Origin of the sequence: Microbispora hainanensis, from assembly GCF_036186745.1 — a bacterium.
Classification (GTDB): Bacteria; Actinomycetota; Actinomycetes; order Streptosporangiales; family Streptosporangiaceae; genus Microbispora.
In genome coordinates this window covers 4,636,650-4,653,307 of the sequence record NZ_CP108086.1, presented here as the reverse complement: position 1 = coordinate 4,653,307, position 16,658 = coordinate 4,636,650, and the positions used below count along the sequence as shown (strand labels likewise).

The following is a 16,658-nucleotide window of genomic DNA, read 5'->3' as shown; positions in this document are numbered from 1 at the left end:
CAAACCGGAGGATGTGAAGGGGTATAGCACATTCGCCCCATATTCAGTTAGTGTCCCCCAAACGCCGCGTAGATCTTTTGGGTCGGGCCGGGCCCCGAGATCTGTCGCACGTCGCAATGGGTCACGCCGGCAAGATCAGAAAAGGAGGGGTGCGACCCTTGAGAATCAGTCGTGCGGCAGCACGTTGGGGGCGTGCTGGATTGAGGAAGATCGGAGTCGTCGCCGCAGGGGCGGTCCTGGTGGGCCTCCTGCCCGCCACGGCCATGGCGGACGACGCCGATCCACGAACCGGCCTGGGAGCAGGCTGGCTGGACGCTCAGCAGGCGAGCCAGGGGCTGGAACTCCTGGCCCACCGGGACAAGCCTGAAGGCTTCTATCAGGCCTCCAGCCCGGGCAACTCGTCGTTCGCGAACTCGGACATGGCCTTCAGCGGCAAGTACGCGTTCGTCGGCAACTTCACCGGTTTCAACATCTACGACATCTCGACGCCTTCCAATCCGGTGCTGACCACGTCCGTGGTGTGCCCGGGCGGCCAGGGCGACCTGTCGGTGTACGGCAACCTGCTGTTCATGTCGGTCGAGGAGACCCGGGGCAGGATCGACTGCGGCACGCAGGGCGCGAGCGGCACGGTCAACCCGGACCGCTTCCGCGGCGTCCGGATCTTCGACGTGAGCGACATCAGCAGGCCGGTCCAGGTGGCGGCCGTCCAGACCTGCCGCGGCTCGCACACCCACACCCTGGTGACCGGCAAGAACGACCCGGACAACGTGTACGTCTACGTGCAGGGCACGGCGAGCGTCCGGTCGGGTTCGGAGCTCGCGGGCTGCGCCAACACCGCGGCGACCGACCCGAACACGTCCCAGTGGCGTATCGAGGTCATCAAGGTGCCGCTGGCGGCCCCGCAGACCGCGGCGGTCGTCTCCACACCGCGCCTGTTCACCGATCCGGAGACCGGGGCGATCAACGGTCTCCAGAACGCCCCGCAGTCCCCGCAGCACCCGTCCGGCTCGTCCTGGTCGCCGTCGCCCGTCACGACACACTGCCACGACATCACGGCCTACCCGGAGATCGGGCTCGCGGCCGGGGCGTGCGCGGGCAACGGCCTCCTGATCGACATCTCCGATCCGGCCAACCCCAAGCGGCTCGACGCGGTGACGGACCCGAACTTCGCCTACTGGCACTCGGCCACGTTCAACAACGACGGGACCAAGGTCGTCTTCACCGACGAGTGGGGCGGCGGCACCGGGGCGCGGTGCCGTGTCACCGACGAGCCCTCGTGGGGCGCGGACGCCATCTTCGACATCGTCGACGGCAAGCTGAAGTTCCGCAGCTACTACAAGCTGCCCGTGCCGCAGACGAACCAGGAGAACTGCGTCGCGCACAACGGGTCGCTCGTTCCCGTGCCCGGCCGGGACATCATGGTCCAGGCCTGGTATCAGGGCGGCGTCTCGGTGTTCGACTTCACCGACTCGGCCAACCCGCACGAGATCGCGTACTTCGACCGCGGCCCGGTCAGCGCGACCTCGCTGCTCCTCGGCGGTTTCTGGTCCGCGTACTACTACAACGGCAACGTATACGGCAGCGAGATCGCCCGCGGGATCGACGCGTTCAAGCTGACCGCGAGCCAGCACCTGGACCAGGCCGAGATCGACGCGGCTGCCACGGCCACCTTCGACCGGTTCAACACCCAGCAGCAGCCTCGGGTGACGTGGCCGGCGAGCTTCCCGCTGGTGCGCGCCTACTACGCGCAGGCGCTGCGCACCGGCACCATGAAGAAGAACACCGCCGACAACGTACAGAAGTTCGTCGACCGGGCCGAGCAGTTCACGAACGGGCCACAGAAGAACGCCGCGGTGGCGCAGCTTCGGGCCGTCTCCCACCAGCTCGACACCTCCGTCAAGGCGCAGGCGACGCTGGCGAAGGCGCTCAACGACCTCGCCGACGCGCTCAGCCTCAAGGCCTGAGCCGACGGGGGGCGCCCCACCGGGGCAGTCCCCGCACGACCGGGGCCCCCGTCCAGCATTGGACGGGGGCCCTTCACCGTGGGTGCCCCGGGCTGTGGGGCATGAGGGCCGGGACTATGCCGGCCGAGGCTTCACGCGGCGATGCTCACCGGAGGGGCGCCGCCTACCGGGCAAGGTGGGGAGCGGACGGGGCGTCGCCGAGCGACCCCGGCAGGGCAGGCGGCACCGGGCAAGGCGTACCTGCCGGGGCTTCATGGGGTGAGGCTCTCAGATGGGGCTTACCGGGCGAACTCCGTGGCACGGGACTCGCGGACCACGGTGATGCGGATCTGGCCGGGGTAGGTCAGCTCCTCTTCGACCTGCTTGGCGACGTCCCTGGCGATGACCTGGGCCTGGATGTCGTCCACGTTGTCGGGCCGGACCATCACCCGGATCTCCCGGCCGGCCTGCATGGCGAAGACCTTGTCCACACCGTCGTACGACTGGGCGATCTCCTCCAGACGCTCCAGCCGCTTGACGTACGCCTCCAGGGACTCGCGCCGGGCACCGGGGCGGCTGCCGCTGATCGCGTCCGCGGCCTGGGTGAGGACCGCCTCGACGGTCTTGACCTCAACCTCGTTGTGGTGCGCCTCGATGGCGTGGACGACGTCCTCGTGTTCGCCGTACCGGCGGGCGATCTCCGCGCCGATCATCGCGTGGCTGCCCTCGACCTCGTGGGTGAGCGCCTTGCCGATGTCGTGCAGAAGCGCGCACCGCTTGACGAGGTCACGGTCGAGCCCCAGCTCGGAGGCCATGATTCCGGCGATGTGCGCCGACTCGATCAGGTGCTTGAGCACGTTCTGGCCGTAGGAGGTGCGATAGCGGAGCTGGCCCAGCAGCGTGACCAGCTCGGGGTGCATCTCGGTGATGCCCAGCTCGACCAGGGCGTCCTCTCCCGCGCGCACGCACAGGTCCCGCACCTCGGCCTTGCTGCGCTCGTACGCCTCCTCGATGCGCTGGGGGTGGATCCGGCCGTCGAGCACCAGCTTCTCCAGCGTCAGCCTGGCCGTCTCCCGCCGGACCGGGTCGAAACACGACAGCAGCACCGCCTCCGGCGTGTCGTCGATGATCAGATTGACCCCGGTGGTGGACTCGAACGCCCTGATGTTGCGGCCCTCGCGGCCGATGATGCGGCCCTTCATCTCGTCGCCGGGCAGGTGGAGGACGCTCACCACCGACTCGGCCGTCTGCTCGGTGGCGACCCGCTGCACCGCCAGTGTCACGATCTTGCAGGCGCGCTTCTCGCCCTCCTTCCGGGCCTCGCTCTCGATCTCCCGGACGATCAGCGCGGCCTCGCGCTTGGCCTGGTTCTCGATCTCCTTGACCAGCTCCGCCTTGGCCTGCTCGGCCGTCAGGCCGGCGACCCGCTCCAGGATCTCCTGCCGCCGCTCGGCCACCCGCTCCAGCTCCTCACGGCGGTCGGCCAGCTCGGTCTCGGTCTCGGCCAGCTTGCGGGCCCGCTCCGTCTGTCTGCGCGCCTCCTCGTCAAGCCGCTGCTCACGCTCAGCAAGCCGGTTCTCGCGACGCTCGAGGTCGGAGCGCAGTTCCTTGAGCTCCGTCTTGAGGATCCGCGCCTCCTCCTCGACCTCCTTGCGCATCAGCGCTGCGCTTTCGGCGAGTGTCTCCGACTTCTTGAGGATCTCCCCCGCGTCACGCTCCGCCTTCGTGCGGATCTCCTCGGCCTCGCGTCTGGCCTGTTCGAGTTCCTCGTTGACCTCGGCCTTCACCTCGGCGAGCTGCTCGGGCGAGGGGCCGGACGGTGCGACGACGCCGGTGCGGCGCATGACTATGACGAGGGCGGCGATCATCACGAGAGCCAGCAGCACTACCGCAACCGCAAGAACGATCACGATCGTGTCCATGCGCGCTCACCCCTCACGACAACTATTGGCAGAGGTCACACGCGCAGCACGGCAGCGCCCGGTGGCGTCACCAGGACAAATATCGTCGCAATGCCCGGACGCCCCAAGGGGCGGCCGATATGGCCCGGAGGCCGGTCAATGTCTCTCGTCCGTCGTGGTTCACCGTTATGGCAATCCGCGCTGCGCGGAGTAACTCCTCACTGCGGTCGAGATTAAGCGTCAGAGAGGTAACGAGCAAGCAAAGATGCCCTGTCAAGTGACTTTTGCGTGGTGCGATGGCTCACTCGAAGGTCTCCGGAAGCCCATCTGACGGGCTGCCTTCGGCCTCGATCGCCTCTCGGACCACGCGGAAAGCCAGCCCCGGCGAGTAGCCCTTGCGGGCCAGCATGCCGACCAATCGTCGCATGCGAGCCTGCGGCTCCACCCCACGGGTGGCGGCCAGCTTCCGGTCGACGAGCCTGCGTGCGGTCTCGGCCTCCTCGTCCGGATCAAGCTGCCCGACGGCGTCCTTGACCGTCTCCTCGGCCACGCCACGCTGCCGCAGTTCCTGCGCGAGCGCGCGGCGGGCCAGCCCGCGACCGGTGTGCCGGGAGCTCACCCACGCGGCGGCGAACGCCTTGTCGTCGATGAGCCCGACCTCGGAGAACCGCTCAAGCACGGCGTTCGCCGCATCCTCGGGCACGTCCCGCTTACGCAGGGCGTCCGCTAGCTGAGCCCGGGTCTTGGGGGCCATCGTGAGCAGCCTCAGGCAGATGGCCCTGGCCACCGCCTCCGGGTCGGCCGGCGGCCCCGCGCTCGCCGCGGTGCCCTCCTCCGGCCCGTCAGGAAGCCACCCGTCGGACCTCCTACGCTTCCCCCGGCGTCCCGGCGTGCCCGGCTCCCCCAAGCCGGCCCAATCTCCACGGCCTGCCAGGTCTCCCGGCACGCCCGGTCCCTCCGAGCCTGCCCAATCTCCACGGCCTGCCCGGCGTCCCGGCGCGGCCGACTCCCCCGGGCTCGCCCAGTCTCCCGGCGCGGGCCGGTCTCCCCGTGCGCCCGGCTCTTGCAGCCTTGCCCGGTCTCCGCGCGTGCGGCCACGTCCCTGGCGTCGGCGGCCGACAGGGCCGGCTTCCTGGCCCGCCTCCGCCCGCCCGCTCGCCTCGCGGCCGATCTCCTGCCCGCCGATCCTCGAACGCCCGTTTTCCGCACGCCCGGTCTCCGTACGCGCGTTGCCCGCACGCCCGGTCTCCGCACGCCCGCCGTCCGTACGCCCGCTTTCCGCGCGCCGGATCTGCTCGCGGAGGGCGGCGATCGTCGCGGAGACGTCCTCAGCGGGCCTCTGCGGCTCTTCGGCCGGCGCCCAGGGTCCCGAGTTCCAGTCCCCCGGCCCGATCTCGCCGTCCGGGCCAGGGGGCTCGTCGCGCCTCATGCCTGCGCTCAGACGTCACCCGGCTTGGGCGCACTGGCCGCCTTGCTGCCCCGGCCGGAGGTGGGGGCGGCCGGCGTCGCCGGGGCTGCGGGGGGCTCGCTCGGCGTGTCGAGCCGCGGCCCGACTCCGAGCTTCTCCTTGATCTTCTTCTCGATCTCGTTGGCGATGTCGGGGTTGTTCTTGAGGAAGTTGCGGGCGTTCTCCTTGCCCTGCCCGAGCTGGTCGCCCTCGTACGTGTACCAGGCGCCGGCCTTGCGCACGAACCCGTGCTCGACGCCCATGTCGATCAGCCCACCCTCGCGGGAGATGCCTACGCCGTACAGGATGTCGAAGTCGGCCTGGCGGAAGGGCGGGGCCATCTTGTTCTTGACGACCTTCACCCGGGTCCGGTTGCCGACCGGCTCGGTGCCGTCCTTGAGCGTCTCGATCCTGCGCGCGTCCAGCCGCACCGACGCGTAGAACTTCAGCGCCTTGCCACCCGTGGTGGTCTCGGGGCTGCCGAACATGACACCGATCTTCTCGCGGAGCTGGTTGATGAAGATGGCGGTGGTCCGGGTCTGGTTCAGCGCACCGGCGATCTTGCGCAGGGCCTGCGACATCAGGCGGGCCTGGAGACCGACGTGGCTGTCGCCCATCTCGCCCTCGATCTCGGCCTTCGGCACGAGGGCCGCCACCGAGTCGATCACGATGATGTCGACGGCGCCGGAGCGGATCAGCATGTCCGCGATCTCCAGCGCCTGCTCACCGGTGTCCGGCTGGGAGACGAGCAACGCGTCGACGTCGACGCCCAGCTTCTTGGCGTACTCGGGGTCGAGGGCGTGCTCGGCGTCGATGAACGCGGCGATGCCGCCGCCCTTCTGGGCGTTGGCCACGGCGTGCAGGGCGACCGTCGTCTTACCGGAGGACTCTGGGCCGTACACCTCGACGATCCGGCCGCGGGGATAGCCGCCGATGCCGAGGGCGACGTCGAGAGCGATCGAACCGGTGGGGATGACCTCGATCGGGGCACGCGCCTCGTCTCCGAGGCGCATGACACTGCCCTTGCCGAACTGCCGCTCGATTTGCGCGAGGGCGGTCTCAAGGGCCTTCTCGCGGTCGTTGATTGCCATTGGGTGCCCCCTGAAGGGTGTCGTCTGCTCGGTCACCGAAAAGCTACGGGGTGCCACCGACATTTTCCGGAGCTTCCCGCACACCGCCCCGAGAGGTGGGCCGGGAGCCTGTCGCGCCCCGGCGACCTGACGGCGCGCACCCCGGCGGCGACCAGTCCAATATAGCCGAACGACTGTTCGATCACATGCGGAACCGCGGCCGAGCCGGGGACGAACGGCGTCCCAACCGTGCCGTTACATTCCCGGGCCTTACCCTGCCGTGGTTGTCAGCGCGCTGACCTGCGACGATTCTTGTAGCGAAGCTGGATCTCCCCGCTGGAGGGGCTACGTGACGGGCACCGGCGACTACAGCCGACAGCGTCTGGCCCGCCTTGAGGCGCTCGCGGCGCGACTGTCCGGGCAGGGTCTTTCCGCGCGGCTGCTCGGCACGGACGATCCGGTCCTGTCCGTCCGGCACCCCGGCACCGGCAGGCAGACGATCGTCTTCGCGACGCCCTCCGGGGAAGGATGGATGTTCCTGTGGGCTCCGGGCGGCCAGGAGAGCGCCGACGACCCCGGCCGTGCGGCCGAGCTGATCGGTCAGGCCCTCTCCCGGCCCCCATGATCCTCCGTCCGCGCCCCGCCGGGAGCGAACGCCTCGCCCCCGCCGTCAGAGAACGCCTCACCCCCCGCCGGGAGCGAACGACCTCGCCCTGCCACCAGCGAAGGACCTCGCCCTGCCACCAGCGAACGGGTTCACCCTGCCGTCAGCGGACGACCTCGCCCAGCTTCACCCGGGCGCCGGTGCGGAGCACCGCCCGCTGATAGACGCGGGCCGCGCCCAGCAGGACGGCCACCACGGCCACGACCATGAGCACCGCGGCGATGAGGATCTCCACCAGCGGCACGTCGACGGCCGCCGTACGGACGGGCATGACCATCGAGGAGAACGGCGGCACGAACGACAGCACGCGCGCGACCGTGCCCGTCGGCTCGACGGCGGCGAAGTAGGCCGTCAGGTAGGTGAACATCATGAGCATGGTCATCGGCGTCAGGACGCTGTTGAGCTCCTCCTGCCGCGACACCAGGGAGCCGAAGGCGGCGGCGAGCGCCGAGAAGAAGGCGTAGCCCAGCACGAACCAGACGACCGCGCTGACCACGATTCCCCCCATTCCGGGCGGCAGGTCGGCCGTGAAGCCGGTCGCGGACGACGCCGACAGACCGGCGGCGATGACCACGACAAGGTTGACCAGCCCCAGCGCCCCCAGCCCGACGATCTTTCCGCCCAGGAGCTGCCAGGGACGCACCGAGGTGAGCAGGATCTCCACGATGCGGCTGCCCTTCTCCTCGACCACGCCCATCGCGACGAACATCGAGGAGTAGATGAGTAGGAAGAACAGCACCATCACGATCAGGGTGGCGATGCCGGTGCGCACACCCTGATAGCGGGCGTCGGCGCCGACCGACTCCACCGTCAGCGGCGTGATCGTGAGACCGGCCGCCTTGATCTGCGCGTCGCGGTGGGCGCTCTCCAGGATCAGTCCCAGCCGCTGGTCGAGTTCGCCGTTCGCGAGGACCTTGTTTCCATTGATCAGGGCCGCGTCGAGGTCCCCGTCGACCACGGCCTTCCGCGCCGCCGCCTCGTCCGGCAGCCGGGAGTACGCGAGTTGGGCAGCGGGCGGGGGCGCCTCGCCCACCACGCCGACGTCGTAGGTGTCGTCGCCACCCAGGACCTTCGGCAGGAACGCGAGCGCCGCCACCAGGACCGCGCTGACCGCCAGACTGATCAGGTACGACTTCGTCCTGATGCGCGTGCGGATCTCCCGCTGGGCCACCAGCCACAGGCCGTTCATGCCACCGCCTCCCTGAAGATCTCGGCCAGCGTCGGCTGCCTGCGGCCGAAGTGCTCGACCCGGCCGGCTCCCATCGCCGTACGCAGGATGTCCTGGTCGTCGCCCTCGTCGCACAGCAGGACGTCGCGGTCGCCCTCGCGGGTGAGCTCGCCGGGCAGGCCGTCGGCCCAGCCGGGCGCGGCGTCCCTGACCACGACCCGCAGCACCCCGCGGCCCTCCCGCTCGCGCAGCTCGCCGACCGGTCCGTACGCCACCATCCGGCCCGCCGAGATGATGCCGACCGAGTCGCAGAGCTGTTCGACCAGGTCGAGCTGGTGACTGGAGAAGATCACCGGCACGCCCGCGGCGGCGCGGTCCTTGAGCACCTCCGCGAGCGCGTCGACCGCCAGCGGGTCGAGGCCCGAGAACGGCTCGTCGAGGATCAGGACCGCCGGTTCGTGGACGAGCGCGACCGCGAGCTGCACCCGCTGCTGGTTGCCGAGCGACAGCGCCTCCACGGCGTCGTCGCGCCGCTCGACCAGGCCGAGCCGTTCGATCAGGGCGTCGGTGGCCGAGCGCGCGGCGGCCGGGGCGAGCCCGTGGAGCCTGCCGAAGTATTCGATCTGCTCGGCGACCTTCATCTTCTGGTAGAGGCCGCGCTCCTCCGGCATGTAGCCGAACGTCCGGCGGTCGTCGTACGTCAGGGGGCGACCGCCGAGGCGCACCTCGCCGGAGTCGGCGTCGAGCACGCCCATGACGATCCGCATCGTCGTCGTCTTGCCCGCGCCGTTGGCGCCGACGAACCCGAACATCTCGCCCGGCCGTACGGCGAAGCCCACCCCGTCGAGGGCGGTCTTGTCTCCATAGCGTTTGCGCAGGCCGTCGATTTCAAGCACGGGGGGTTGCCTCCACAATCCGTCGCAGAACGTCCATGTAGGTCTCGAAGGCCGCACGCCCCTGATCGGTCAGCGAGAGCCAGGTGCGCGCCCGCTTGCCGACGAAGGTCTTCTCCACGTGGACGTAGCCGGCCTCTTCGAGCGTGAGGATGTGCTTGCTGAGCAGCGAGTCGCTGACCTCGATGGTGTCGCGGAGGAAGCGGAAGTCGGCCTTGTCCGCCGCCGCCAGGGCCGCCATGATCGACAGCCGCACCGGCGCGTGGATGATCTCGTCGAGCTCGTGGCGTGGATGGACTCTCATCAGCTCCTCATCAGGCGGAGTCCGCCGTACACCAGGGGCAGCCCGGCGAGCACCGACAGCGCGACGAGCACCACCGTCCAGCCCGTATCGGGCCGGTCGGGACGCAGGCACATGCCGACGACGAACGGCACCATCATCGTCACCACGTACGCGGCCGAGATCGGCCTGTTGATCTGCTTCAGCAGCCGGTTGTGCACCCGCAGCCGGGCCCAGTACACGCACAGGGCGACCGTCAGGATGATCCACCCGACCCCGGCGAGCATCGGCAGCGGCCGGCCACCGAGGAACATCGCCGGCCAGTAGAGCATCGTGGCCAGTCCCACGAGCAGGTATGCCCGCCCGGGCCCGCGCGATGAATGCCTGACCTGCCGATCCACGCGCCCTATCTCCTGAAGCGCCTCATCGGGACTGAAGTGATCTCCGGTCATGCCCTTCCTCCGTGTTCATCCAGTCAACACGCTAGCAAGCACTCAACCGTCGTTCAAGTGATTGCCATAGGCGACGGAAGGCATGGGGCATGGACGAATCGGCGTGTGGCGGGACCACACCGCCGCGGCGCGGGACGGAGGCCGCCACGGAGCGACAACGCCCGCGCGGCCCGCCGCTCAGAAGGAGAGAGGAATCAGCGCAGCCTGGGGTCCACGTCGACCTCCTGGCAGACGGCCTGCCAGACCCGCTTGGCCGCCACGCCCTCCGCGAGGGCCTGCTCGACCGTACGCCCGCCGAGCCCGGAGATCACGTAGTCCTTCGCCCACGACTCCGCGTACGCCTCACCGAAGTGGCGGCGCATCCTGTTCCAGAAGTCTGTGAGGCGCATGCGTTCAGTATGACGCCGCGGCCCGGATGCTCGTCCGGGCCGCGGGCGCCTTCCACCCCGCTGTCGGGAGACGGGGTCACATGACGCGGGAGCCGTACATCTCGCCCAGGGGATCGGCGAGCAGTTCCAGGCGCGCGCCGTCCGGGTCGCGGAAGTAGATCGAGGCGCCGCTCTCCACCTGGTAGGGCACCCCGGCGGCGTCGAGCTTGCCGCGCAGGCGCTCCCACGTCGCCCGCTCCACGGAGATCGCGATGTGGTGGAGCCCGCCGAGAACCTCCTTGTACGGCTCCAGGTCGAGGCCGGGGAGGTCGAAGAAAGCCAGCAGGTTGCCGTTGCCGATGTCGAAGAAGAAGTGGTTGGACCCGCGGTAGTCGCGGTTCTCGAAGATCTCGGTCAGCGGGAACTCGAGGAGCTCCTGGTAGAAGCGGATGGTCCGCTCGACGTCGGACGAGATCAGTGCGAAGTGGTGCAGACCCCTTGCGCTGCTGGGGGCACGGCGCTCGCTCAGGTAGCGTTCGCGAATCCGCGCGCGCTCCGCCTCGATGGCCGCGTAGTCGATTTCCATACTGAGGAAGCATGTCCCGACAGCAGCATCTCGTACCAGACGCGTAAAGGGAGCAGCCGCGTTCGCCGTCTCCTCCGTTCCGGCGCGCTCCGCTCCCGGCGATGCCCGTCGCCCGGCGGCGGGATGGCGGTGCGGCGTTTTCTGTCGGTGGGGCGATGCATGATGGGCAGGTGGGTGCGCTCGACGGATTCAGCCCGGTGACCAGGGAGTGGTTCACCGGCGCCTTCGCGACGCCGACCGCCGCGCAGGAGGGCGCGTGGTCGTCGATCGCGCGCGGTGAGAACACGCTCGTGGTCGCGCCCACCGGGTCGGGCAAGACGCTCGCCGCCTTCCTCTGGGCCGTCGATCGCCTCGCCGTCGAGCACACGACGGGCCCGGCTTCGCCGGGAGCCGAGGCGGACCGTCCTTCCTCGCCGGGGGCCGAGGCGCGGGGGCCAGGCGGCCGCCGCGGTGCGCGACGCGGCCGGAAGGGCGACGCGGGGCCGCCCCGGCCCTGCCGGGTCGTGTACGTCTCCCCGCTGAAGGCTCTCGCGGTGGACGTCGAGCGGAACCTTCGGGCTCCGCTCACGGGCATCCGGCAGACGGCGCTGCGGATGGGCCTGCCCGCCCCCGACATCTCGGTTGCGATCCGTTCCGGAGACACCGCGGCCGAGGAACGGCGTCGTTTCGCGGCCCGGCCGTCCGACATCCTGATCACGACGCCCGAATCCCTGTTCCTGATCCTCACCTCGCAGGCGCGCGAGGCGCTGCGCGGCGTCGAGACCGTGATCGTGGACGAGGTCCACGCCGTCGCGGGGACCAAGCGCGGGGCGCACCTCGCGCTGACCCTGGAGCGGCTCGACGCCCTGCTGCCCGCTCCGGCCCAGCGCATCGGCCTGTCGGCGACCGTACGGCCGGTCGAGGAGGTGGCGACGTTCCTCGGCGGGTCCCGTCCGGCCACGGTCGTGCAGCCGCCCTCCGAGAAGGTCATCGAGGTCGACGTCGTGGTGCCGGTCGAGGACATGACCGAGCTGGCACCGCCTCCGCCCGGCGCCGACGGCGAGTCGCCGGAGCACCGCAGAAGCATCTGGCCGCATGTCGAGGAGCACCTTCTCGACCTGATCGAGGCCCATCGGTCCACGATCGTCTTCGCCAACTCGCGGCGTCTGTCGGAGCGTCTGTGCACCCGGCTCAACGAGCTCGCCTGGGAACGGCGCACCGCACCCGCGCCGGGCGACAGTCCGAGCCCGGGGGATCCGGCCCACTGGTCGGACGCCTTCGAGGAGTTGCACGCGCGATGGTCGGGTCTGCGCGAAGACCCCGATGCTCACCCCTCGGACACCGCGCACGCGGACACCGCGAACGGGAACACCGCGCACGGGAACACCGCGCACGGGGACACCGAGCACGCGGACGCCTCGTGGCCTGAGCCGCCCCGCGGGGACGTCCGGCGGACCGGCCAGGCGGCCATGCCGTCGGAGCTGATGGCCCAGGCGGGGGCCTCGGGCGGCGTGATCCCCGAGGTGGTGCGCGCGCATCACGGCTCCGTCTCCAAGGAGGAGCGGTCCCAGATCGAGGAGGCGCTGAAGTCGGGCCGCCTGCCCGCCGTGGTCGCCACCTCCAGCCTGGAGCTGGGCATCGACATGGGCTCGGTCGATCTGGTGGCCTGTGTCGAGGCGCCGCCCAGCGTGGCGAGCGGCCTGCAGCGCATCGGCCGCGCCGGACACCAGGTCGGGGCCGTGTCCCGTGGCGTGATCTTCCCCAAGTATCGGGGTGACCTGGTCCAGACGGCCGTCGTGGCCGAGCGCATGCGCGCGGGGCAGATCGAGGAGATCCGCTATCCGCGCAACCCCCTCGACGTGCTCGCCCAGCAGATCGTCGCGATGACCGCACTAGACGAGTGGACCGTCGACTCGCTGGAGACGCTGGTGCGCCGGGCCGCGCCGTACGCCACGCTGCCGCGCAGCGCGCTGGAGGCGACGCTCGACATGCTCGCCGGGCGCTACCCGAGCGAGGAGTTCGCCGAACTGCGGCCGCGCATCGTCTGGGACAGGGTGACGGGCACCCTCCAGGGCCGTCCCGGGGCCCAGCGCCTGGCGGTGACCAACGGGGGCACCATCCCCGACCGCGGGCTGTTCGGCGTGTTCCTGGTGGGCGAGAAGGCGTCGCGCGTGGGCGAGCTGGACGAGGAGATGGTCTACGAGTCCCGCGTCGGCGACGTGTTCGTGCTGGGCGCGACCTCGTGGCGGATCGAGGACATCACCGCCGACCGGGTGCTGGTCTCCCCCGCTCCCGGGCAACCGGGCAAGCTGCCGTTCTGGCACGGCGACACGCCGGGCCGGCCCGCCGAGCTCGGCCGGGCGATCGGCGCGTTCCTCCGCGAGCTGTCCGCCGCCGGGGCGGGCGGCCGGGGCGACCCGGCGAAGGTGCGCGAGCGCATCCGCGCGGCGGGGCTCGACGACTACGCCGTGGGCAATTTGCTCGCCTACCTCGCCGAGCAGCGGGAGGCGACGGGCTATGTGCCCGACGACCGCACGCTCGTGGTCGAGCGGTTCCGCGACGAGCTGGGCGACTGGCGCGTGGTGATCCACTCCCCCTTCGGGGCGCGGGTCCACGCCCCCTGGGCGCTGGCCATCGGGCGGCGGCTGCGCGAGCGGTACGGCATCGACGTTCAGGCCGTCCACTCCGACGACGGCATCGTGCTGCGCGTGCCCGACACCTTCGAGGACGCGCCGACCGACGTCGCGGTGTTCGACGCCGAGGAGATCGAGGAGATCGTGATCGAGGAGCTGGGGGGCTCGGCTCTGTTCGCCTCCCGGTTCCGTGAGTGCGCCGGACGCGCCCTCCTGCTGCCCCGCCGCTCGCCCGGCAGGCGCAGCCCGCTGTGGCAGCAGCGCCAGCGTGCGGCCCACCTGCTCGGCGTCGCGAGCAAGTACGCCGGGTTCCCGGTGGTGCTGGAGACGATGCGCGAGTGCCTGCAGGACGTCTTCGACGTGCCGGGCCTGGTGGAGCTCATGCGCGACGTGGCCGCCCGCCGGGTGCGGGTGGTCGAGGTGGAGACCTCCCAGGCGTCCCCGTTCGCGGCGTCGCTGCTGTTCAACTACATCGGCGCGTTCATGTACGAGGGTGACGCGCCGCTGGCCGAACGGCGGGCGCAGGCGCTCGCCCTCGACACCGCGCTCCTCGCCGAGCTCATGGGACAGGCCGACCTGCGGGAACTGCTCGATCCGGATGTCGTGGCCGAGACCGAGCGCGAGCTGGCGCGGCTGGACAGGCCGCTGCGCGACGCCGAGGACCTCGCCGACCTGCTGCGCTCGCACGGCCCGCTGCTCGCCCAGGACGTCTCGATCCGTGAGGGAGACCCCGGCTGGCTCGCCGACCTGGAGCGGGCGCGCAGGGCCATCCGGGTGCGCGTGGCGGGCCACGAGCAATGGGCCGCGGTGGAGGACGCCTGGCGGCTGCGCGACGCGCTCGGGGTGCCGTTGCCGGTGGGCGTCCCGCATGAGTTCCTCGAAGCGCCCCTCGGGGGTGGGTCCGGCGCGGCGGGCCGGGCCGCCGCCCCCGATCCGCTCGGCGACCTGGTCGCGCGCCACGCCCGCACTCGTGGGCCGTTCGCCTCCGGCACGGCCGCCGCGCGCTTCGGTGTGGGCGTGGCGGTGGTGGACGAGGCGCTGCGCCGTCTCGCGGCGGCGGGCAGGGTGGTCGCGGGCGAGTTCCGCCCCGGCGGCCGGGGCGAGGAGTGGTGTGACGCCGGGGTGCTGCGGCTGCTGCGGCGGCGGTCGCTGGCGCGGCTCCGCAAGGAGGTCGAGCCGGTCCCTCCGGAGACGCTGGCGGCGTTCCTGCCCGCCTGGCACGGCATCGTCCCGCAGAGCGGCGCACCGGCCGGCAGCGGCCAGGGCGGCAGTTGGCAAGGCGGACCCGGCGGCTGGCAAGGCGGGACCAGCGCCGGCCAGACCGGCGGCGCACAGCGCGGACCCGGCGGCCAGGGCGGCGGCCGGCAGGGTGGGACCGGCGGCGGGCAGGCTGAGGGCTGGCACGCCGGAGGTCGGCAGGGCGGCGGCGCGCAGGCTGGTGGCTCGCAGAGCGGACCGGGCGGCTGGCAGGCCGGCGGCGGGACCGGGCTCGCGGAGCCCGGCGCCCACGGCGGCCAGGGCCACGGCTCGGCGCGGGCCATGGACGCGCTGATCACGGCGATCGAACGGTTGCAGGGGGCGGCCGTCCCCGCTTCCGCGCTGGAGTCGCTGGTGCTCCCCGCGCGGGTGCCCGGATACTCCCCCGCGCTCCTCGACGAACTGACCTCGTCAGGAGAGGTCGTCTGGGTGGGCCAGGGGTCCCTGCCCGGCGGCGACGGATGGGTCGGTCTCTACTTCGCCGACACCGCGCCCCTGCTGCTCCCCGAGCCGTCGGAGATCAGCATGACTCCGCTGCACGAGCAGATCCTGGAGATCCTGAGCGGGGGCGGCGCGCTGTTCTTCCGCGAGCTGTCCAACCGGATCGCGGCGGCGGCGCTCGGCGATGCGGTGCCGCCTCTGTCCGGCCCTGACGCCGCCTCGGCCCGCCGGGCCAGAATCCTCGGCCGCGCCACCGGCGCCCCGCAGCCGGGAGCCATCGGCCCGACGCCGGGGGTCACACCCGCGAACACGACACCGGACGTCACGCCTGGAAACGCGGCGGCGGGTACCGTGCGCGGGGACACCGAGCGGGGTGTCACACCCGGCCGTGCGACGCCGGGTGGCGCACCCGCGAGCACGACACCGGATGTCAGGCCTGGAAACGCGGCGGCGGATACCACGCCCGGGGACACCGCACGGGGTGTCACACCCGGGAACGCAGCGCCGGACGATACGACGCTGGCGGCGGCCCTGTGGGACCTTGTCTGGGCCGGCCGGATCACCGGCGACACGCTCGCCCCGCTTCGCTCGACGCTGGGCACCGGGCGGCCCGCCCACCGGCCACCGGCGACCAGGCGCCACCGCGCGGTGCTGCCGACGAGAAGCGGCCCGCCGACCGTGAGCGGCCGATGGTGGCTGCTGCCCGCACCGTCGGCCGACGGCACTCAGCGGGCCCACGCCCAGGCCGAGGTCCTGCTGGAGCGGCACGGCGTGCTGACGCGGGGCGGCATCACCGCCGAACGCCTGCCCGGCGGCTTCTCCGCCGTCTACCAGGTGCTGCGCGCGTTCGAGGAGAGCGGCCGGTGCCGCCGGGGCTACTTCGTCGAAGGTCTGGGCGGCGCCCAGTTCGCCCTGCCGGGCGCGGTCGACCGCATGCGCGCCATGTCATCCACACGGTCCTCCGCGCAGTCGTCCACACGCCCCGATCCGGCCGAGGACCTGTGGTCGATCCCCGCCCCGCCGCCGCCCCGCCGTGCGGTCGTGCTCGCGGCGACCGACCCGGCCAACCCCTACGGCGCGGCCCTGCCCTGGCCGGACCGCGCCGACGACGTGGCCCACAAGCCGGGCCGCAAGGCGGGCGCGCTGGTGGTGCTGGTGGAGGGCACGCTGATCCTCTACGTGGAGCGCGGCGGGAAGACCCTGCTCTCGTACGGGCCCGAGGAGGACCTGCGGCCGGCCGTGCAGGCCCTGGCCGTCGCCGTGAAGCGGGGGGCCCTGGGGAAGCTGACGGTCGAGCGGGCGGACGGCACCGCCATCACCGACTCGCCCCTGGCGCAGGCCCTGGAAGCCGCCGGGTTCCATCCCACCCCACGCGGCCTGCGCATCCGCAGCTAGCCGAGGGCCCGACCCACCGGGCGATACTCGGCGGGGTCCGTCGCGTCCAGCAAACGTGATCACGTCCGTGGCCCGGCGGGGCTCCGGCCCGGCACGGGTCCTGGCACAGTCCCGGCGCAACTCCGGAACGCGTCCGGGCACGGCGCAGGCACGCGGCCGGGCACCGTGCTGCGCACGGCGT

Annotated in this window: 12 protein-coding genes; 3 read left to right on the top strand and 9 right to left on the bottom strand. The window is 71.6% G+C overall.

All coding sequences use genetic code 11. The features are described 5' to 3' along the window. The first annotated feature begins 200 nt into the window (after positions 1-200). The gene (locus OHB01_RS21760) at positions 201-1,964 is read left to right on the top strand and encodes an LVIVD repeat-containing protein (RefSeq protein ID WP_240971911.1); all 1,764 of its coding nucleotides are present in this window, start codon (positions 201-203) and stop codon (positions 1,962-1,964) included. Positions 1,965-2,242: 278 nt separating this feature from the next. On the opposite strand, the gene rny is transcribed toward OHB01_RS21760, so the two are convergent. From rny to recA, 3 genes are all read right to left on the bottom strand, one after another. After that, complete coding sequence (gene rny / locus OHB01_RS21755; RefSeq protein WP_142650541.1) at positions 2,243-3,865, bottom strand: ribonuclease Y; 1,623 nt, start codon at positions 3,863-3,865, stop codon at positions 2,243-2,245. Between the two features lie 280 nt (positions 3,866-4,145). Next, positions 4,146-5,273: a recombination regulator RecX gene (gene recX, locus OHB01_RS21750; protein ID WP_142650540.1), complete on the bottom strand. Its 1,128-nt coding sequence runs from the start codon at positions 5,271-5,273 to the stop codon at positions 4,146-4,148. Between the two features lie 8 nt (positions 5,274-5,281). Further along, positions 5,282-6,382, bottom strand: coding sequence for a recombinase RecA (recA, locus tag OHB01_RS21745; protein ID WP_142650539.1), 1,101 nt, complete (start codon positions 6,380-6,382; stop codon positions 5,282-5,284). Positions 6,383-6,710: 328 nt separating this feature from the next. On the opposite strand from recA, the gene OHB01_RS21740 reads away from it, so the two are divergent. Beyond that, positions 6,711-6,986, top strand: coding sequence for a hypothetical protein (locus tag OHB01_RS21740; protein ID WP_142650538.1), 276 nt, complete (start codon positions 6,711-6,713; stop codon positions 6,984-6,986). A gap of 142 nt (positions 6,987-7,128) precedes the next feature. Here OHB01_RS21740 and OHB01_RS21735 read toward each other — a convergent pair whose 3' ends face one another. The 6 genes from OHB01_RS21735 to OHB01_RS21710 form a co-directional block, all read right to left on the bottom strand. Beyond that, on the bottom strand, positions 7,129-8,214 hold the full coding sequence (locus tag OHB01_RS21735) for an ABC transporter permease (protein ID WP_142650537.1): 1,086 nt from the start codon (positions 8,212-8,214) through the stop codon (positions 7,129-7,131). After that, on the bottom strand, positions 8,211-9,089 hold the full coding sequence (locus tag OHB01_RS21730) for an ABC transporter ATP-binding protein (RefSeq protein ID WP_142650536.1): 879 nt from the start codon (positions 9,087-9,089) through the stop codon (positions 8,211-8,213). Before OHB01_RS21730 ends, OHB01_RS21735 begins: the two co-directional genes overlap by 4 nt. Continuing rightward, positions 9,082-9,390, bottom strand: a complete 309-nt coding sequence (locus OHB01_RS21725; protein ID WP_142650535.1) for a winged helix-turn-helix domain-containing protein — start codon at positions 9,388-9,390, stop codon at positions 9,082-9,084. Before OHB01_RS21725 ends, OHB01_RS21730 begins: the two co-directional genes overlap by 8 nt. Next, a complete protein-coding gene (locus OHB01_RS21720; RefSeq protein WP_142650534.1) occupies positions 9,390-9,767 on the bottom strand; it encodes a hypothetical protein in 378 nt (125 codons plus the stop codon). The genes OHB01_RS21725 and OHB01_RS21720 overlap by 1 nt, the downstream gene beginning before the upstream one ends. Before the next feature lie 245 nt (positions 9,768-10,012). Continuing rightward, positions 10,013-10,207 (bottom strand): DUF3046 domain-containing protein, encoded by a 195-nt coding sequence (locus OHB01_RS21715; RefSeq protein ID WP_142650533.1) that lies wholly within the window; start codon positions 10,205-10,207, stop codon positions 10,013-10,015. 76 nt (positions 10,208-10,283) lie between these two features. Further along, entirely contained in the window at positions 10,284-10,772 is a 489-nt protein-coding gene (locus tag OHB01_RS21710) for a VOC family protein (RefSeq protein WP_142650532.1), read from the bottom strand. Between the two features lie 155 nt (positions 10,773-10,927). On the opposite strand from OHB01_RS21710, the gene OHB01_RS21705 reads away from it, so the two are divergent. Continuing rightward, positions 10,928-16,477 (top strand): Lhr family helicase, encoded by a 5,550-nt coding sequence (locus OHB01_RS21705; protein ID WP_419197546.1) that lies wholly within the window; start codon positions 10,928-10,930, stop codon positions 16,475-16,477. The last annotated feature ends 181 nt before the right edge of the window (positions 16,478-16,658 follow it).

Bases quoted from the DNA above. Each gene is read 5' to 3' on its own strand.
- OHB01_RS21735 (WP_142650537.1), bottom strand. From the start codon at position 8,214: ATGAACGGCCTGTGGCTGGTGGCCCAGCGGGAGATCCGCACGCGCATC.
- OHB01_RS21725 (WP_142650535.1), bottom strand. From the start codon at position 9,390: ATGAGAGTCCATCCACGCCACGAGCTCGACGAGATCATCCACGCGCCG.
- OHB01_RS21715 (WP_142650533.1), bottom strand. From the start codon at position 10,207: ATGCGCCTCACAGACTTCTGGAACAGGATGCGCCGCCACTTCGGTGAG.
- rny (WP_142650541.1), bottom strand. From the start codon at position 3,865: ATGGACACGATCGTGATCGTTCTTGCGGTTGCGGTAGTGCTGCTGGCT.
- OHB01_RS21705 (WP_419197546.1), top strand. From the start codon at position 10,928: ATGCATGATGGGCAGGTGGGTGCGCTCGACGGATTCAGCCCGGTGACC.
- recA (WP_142650539.1), bottom strand. From the start codon at position 6,382: ATGGCAATCAACGACCGCGAGAAGGCCCTTGAGACCGCCCTCGCGCAA.
- recX (WP_142650540.1), bottom strand. From the start codon at position 5,273: ATGAGGCGCGACGAGCCCCCTGGCCCGGACGGCGAGATCGGGCCGGGG.
- OHB01_RS21710 (WP_142650532.1), bottom strand. From the start codon at position 10,772: ATGGAAATCGACTACGCGGCCATCGAGGCGGAGCGCGCGCGGATTCGC.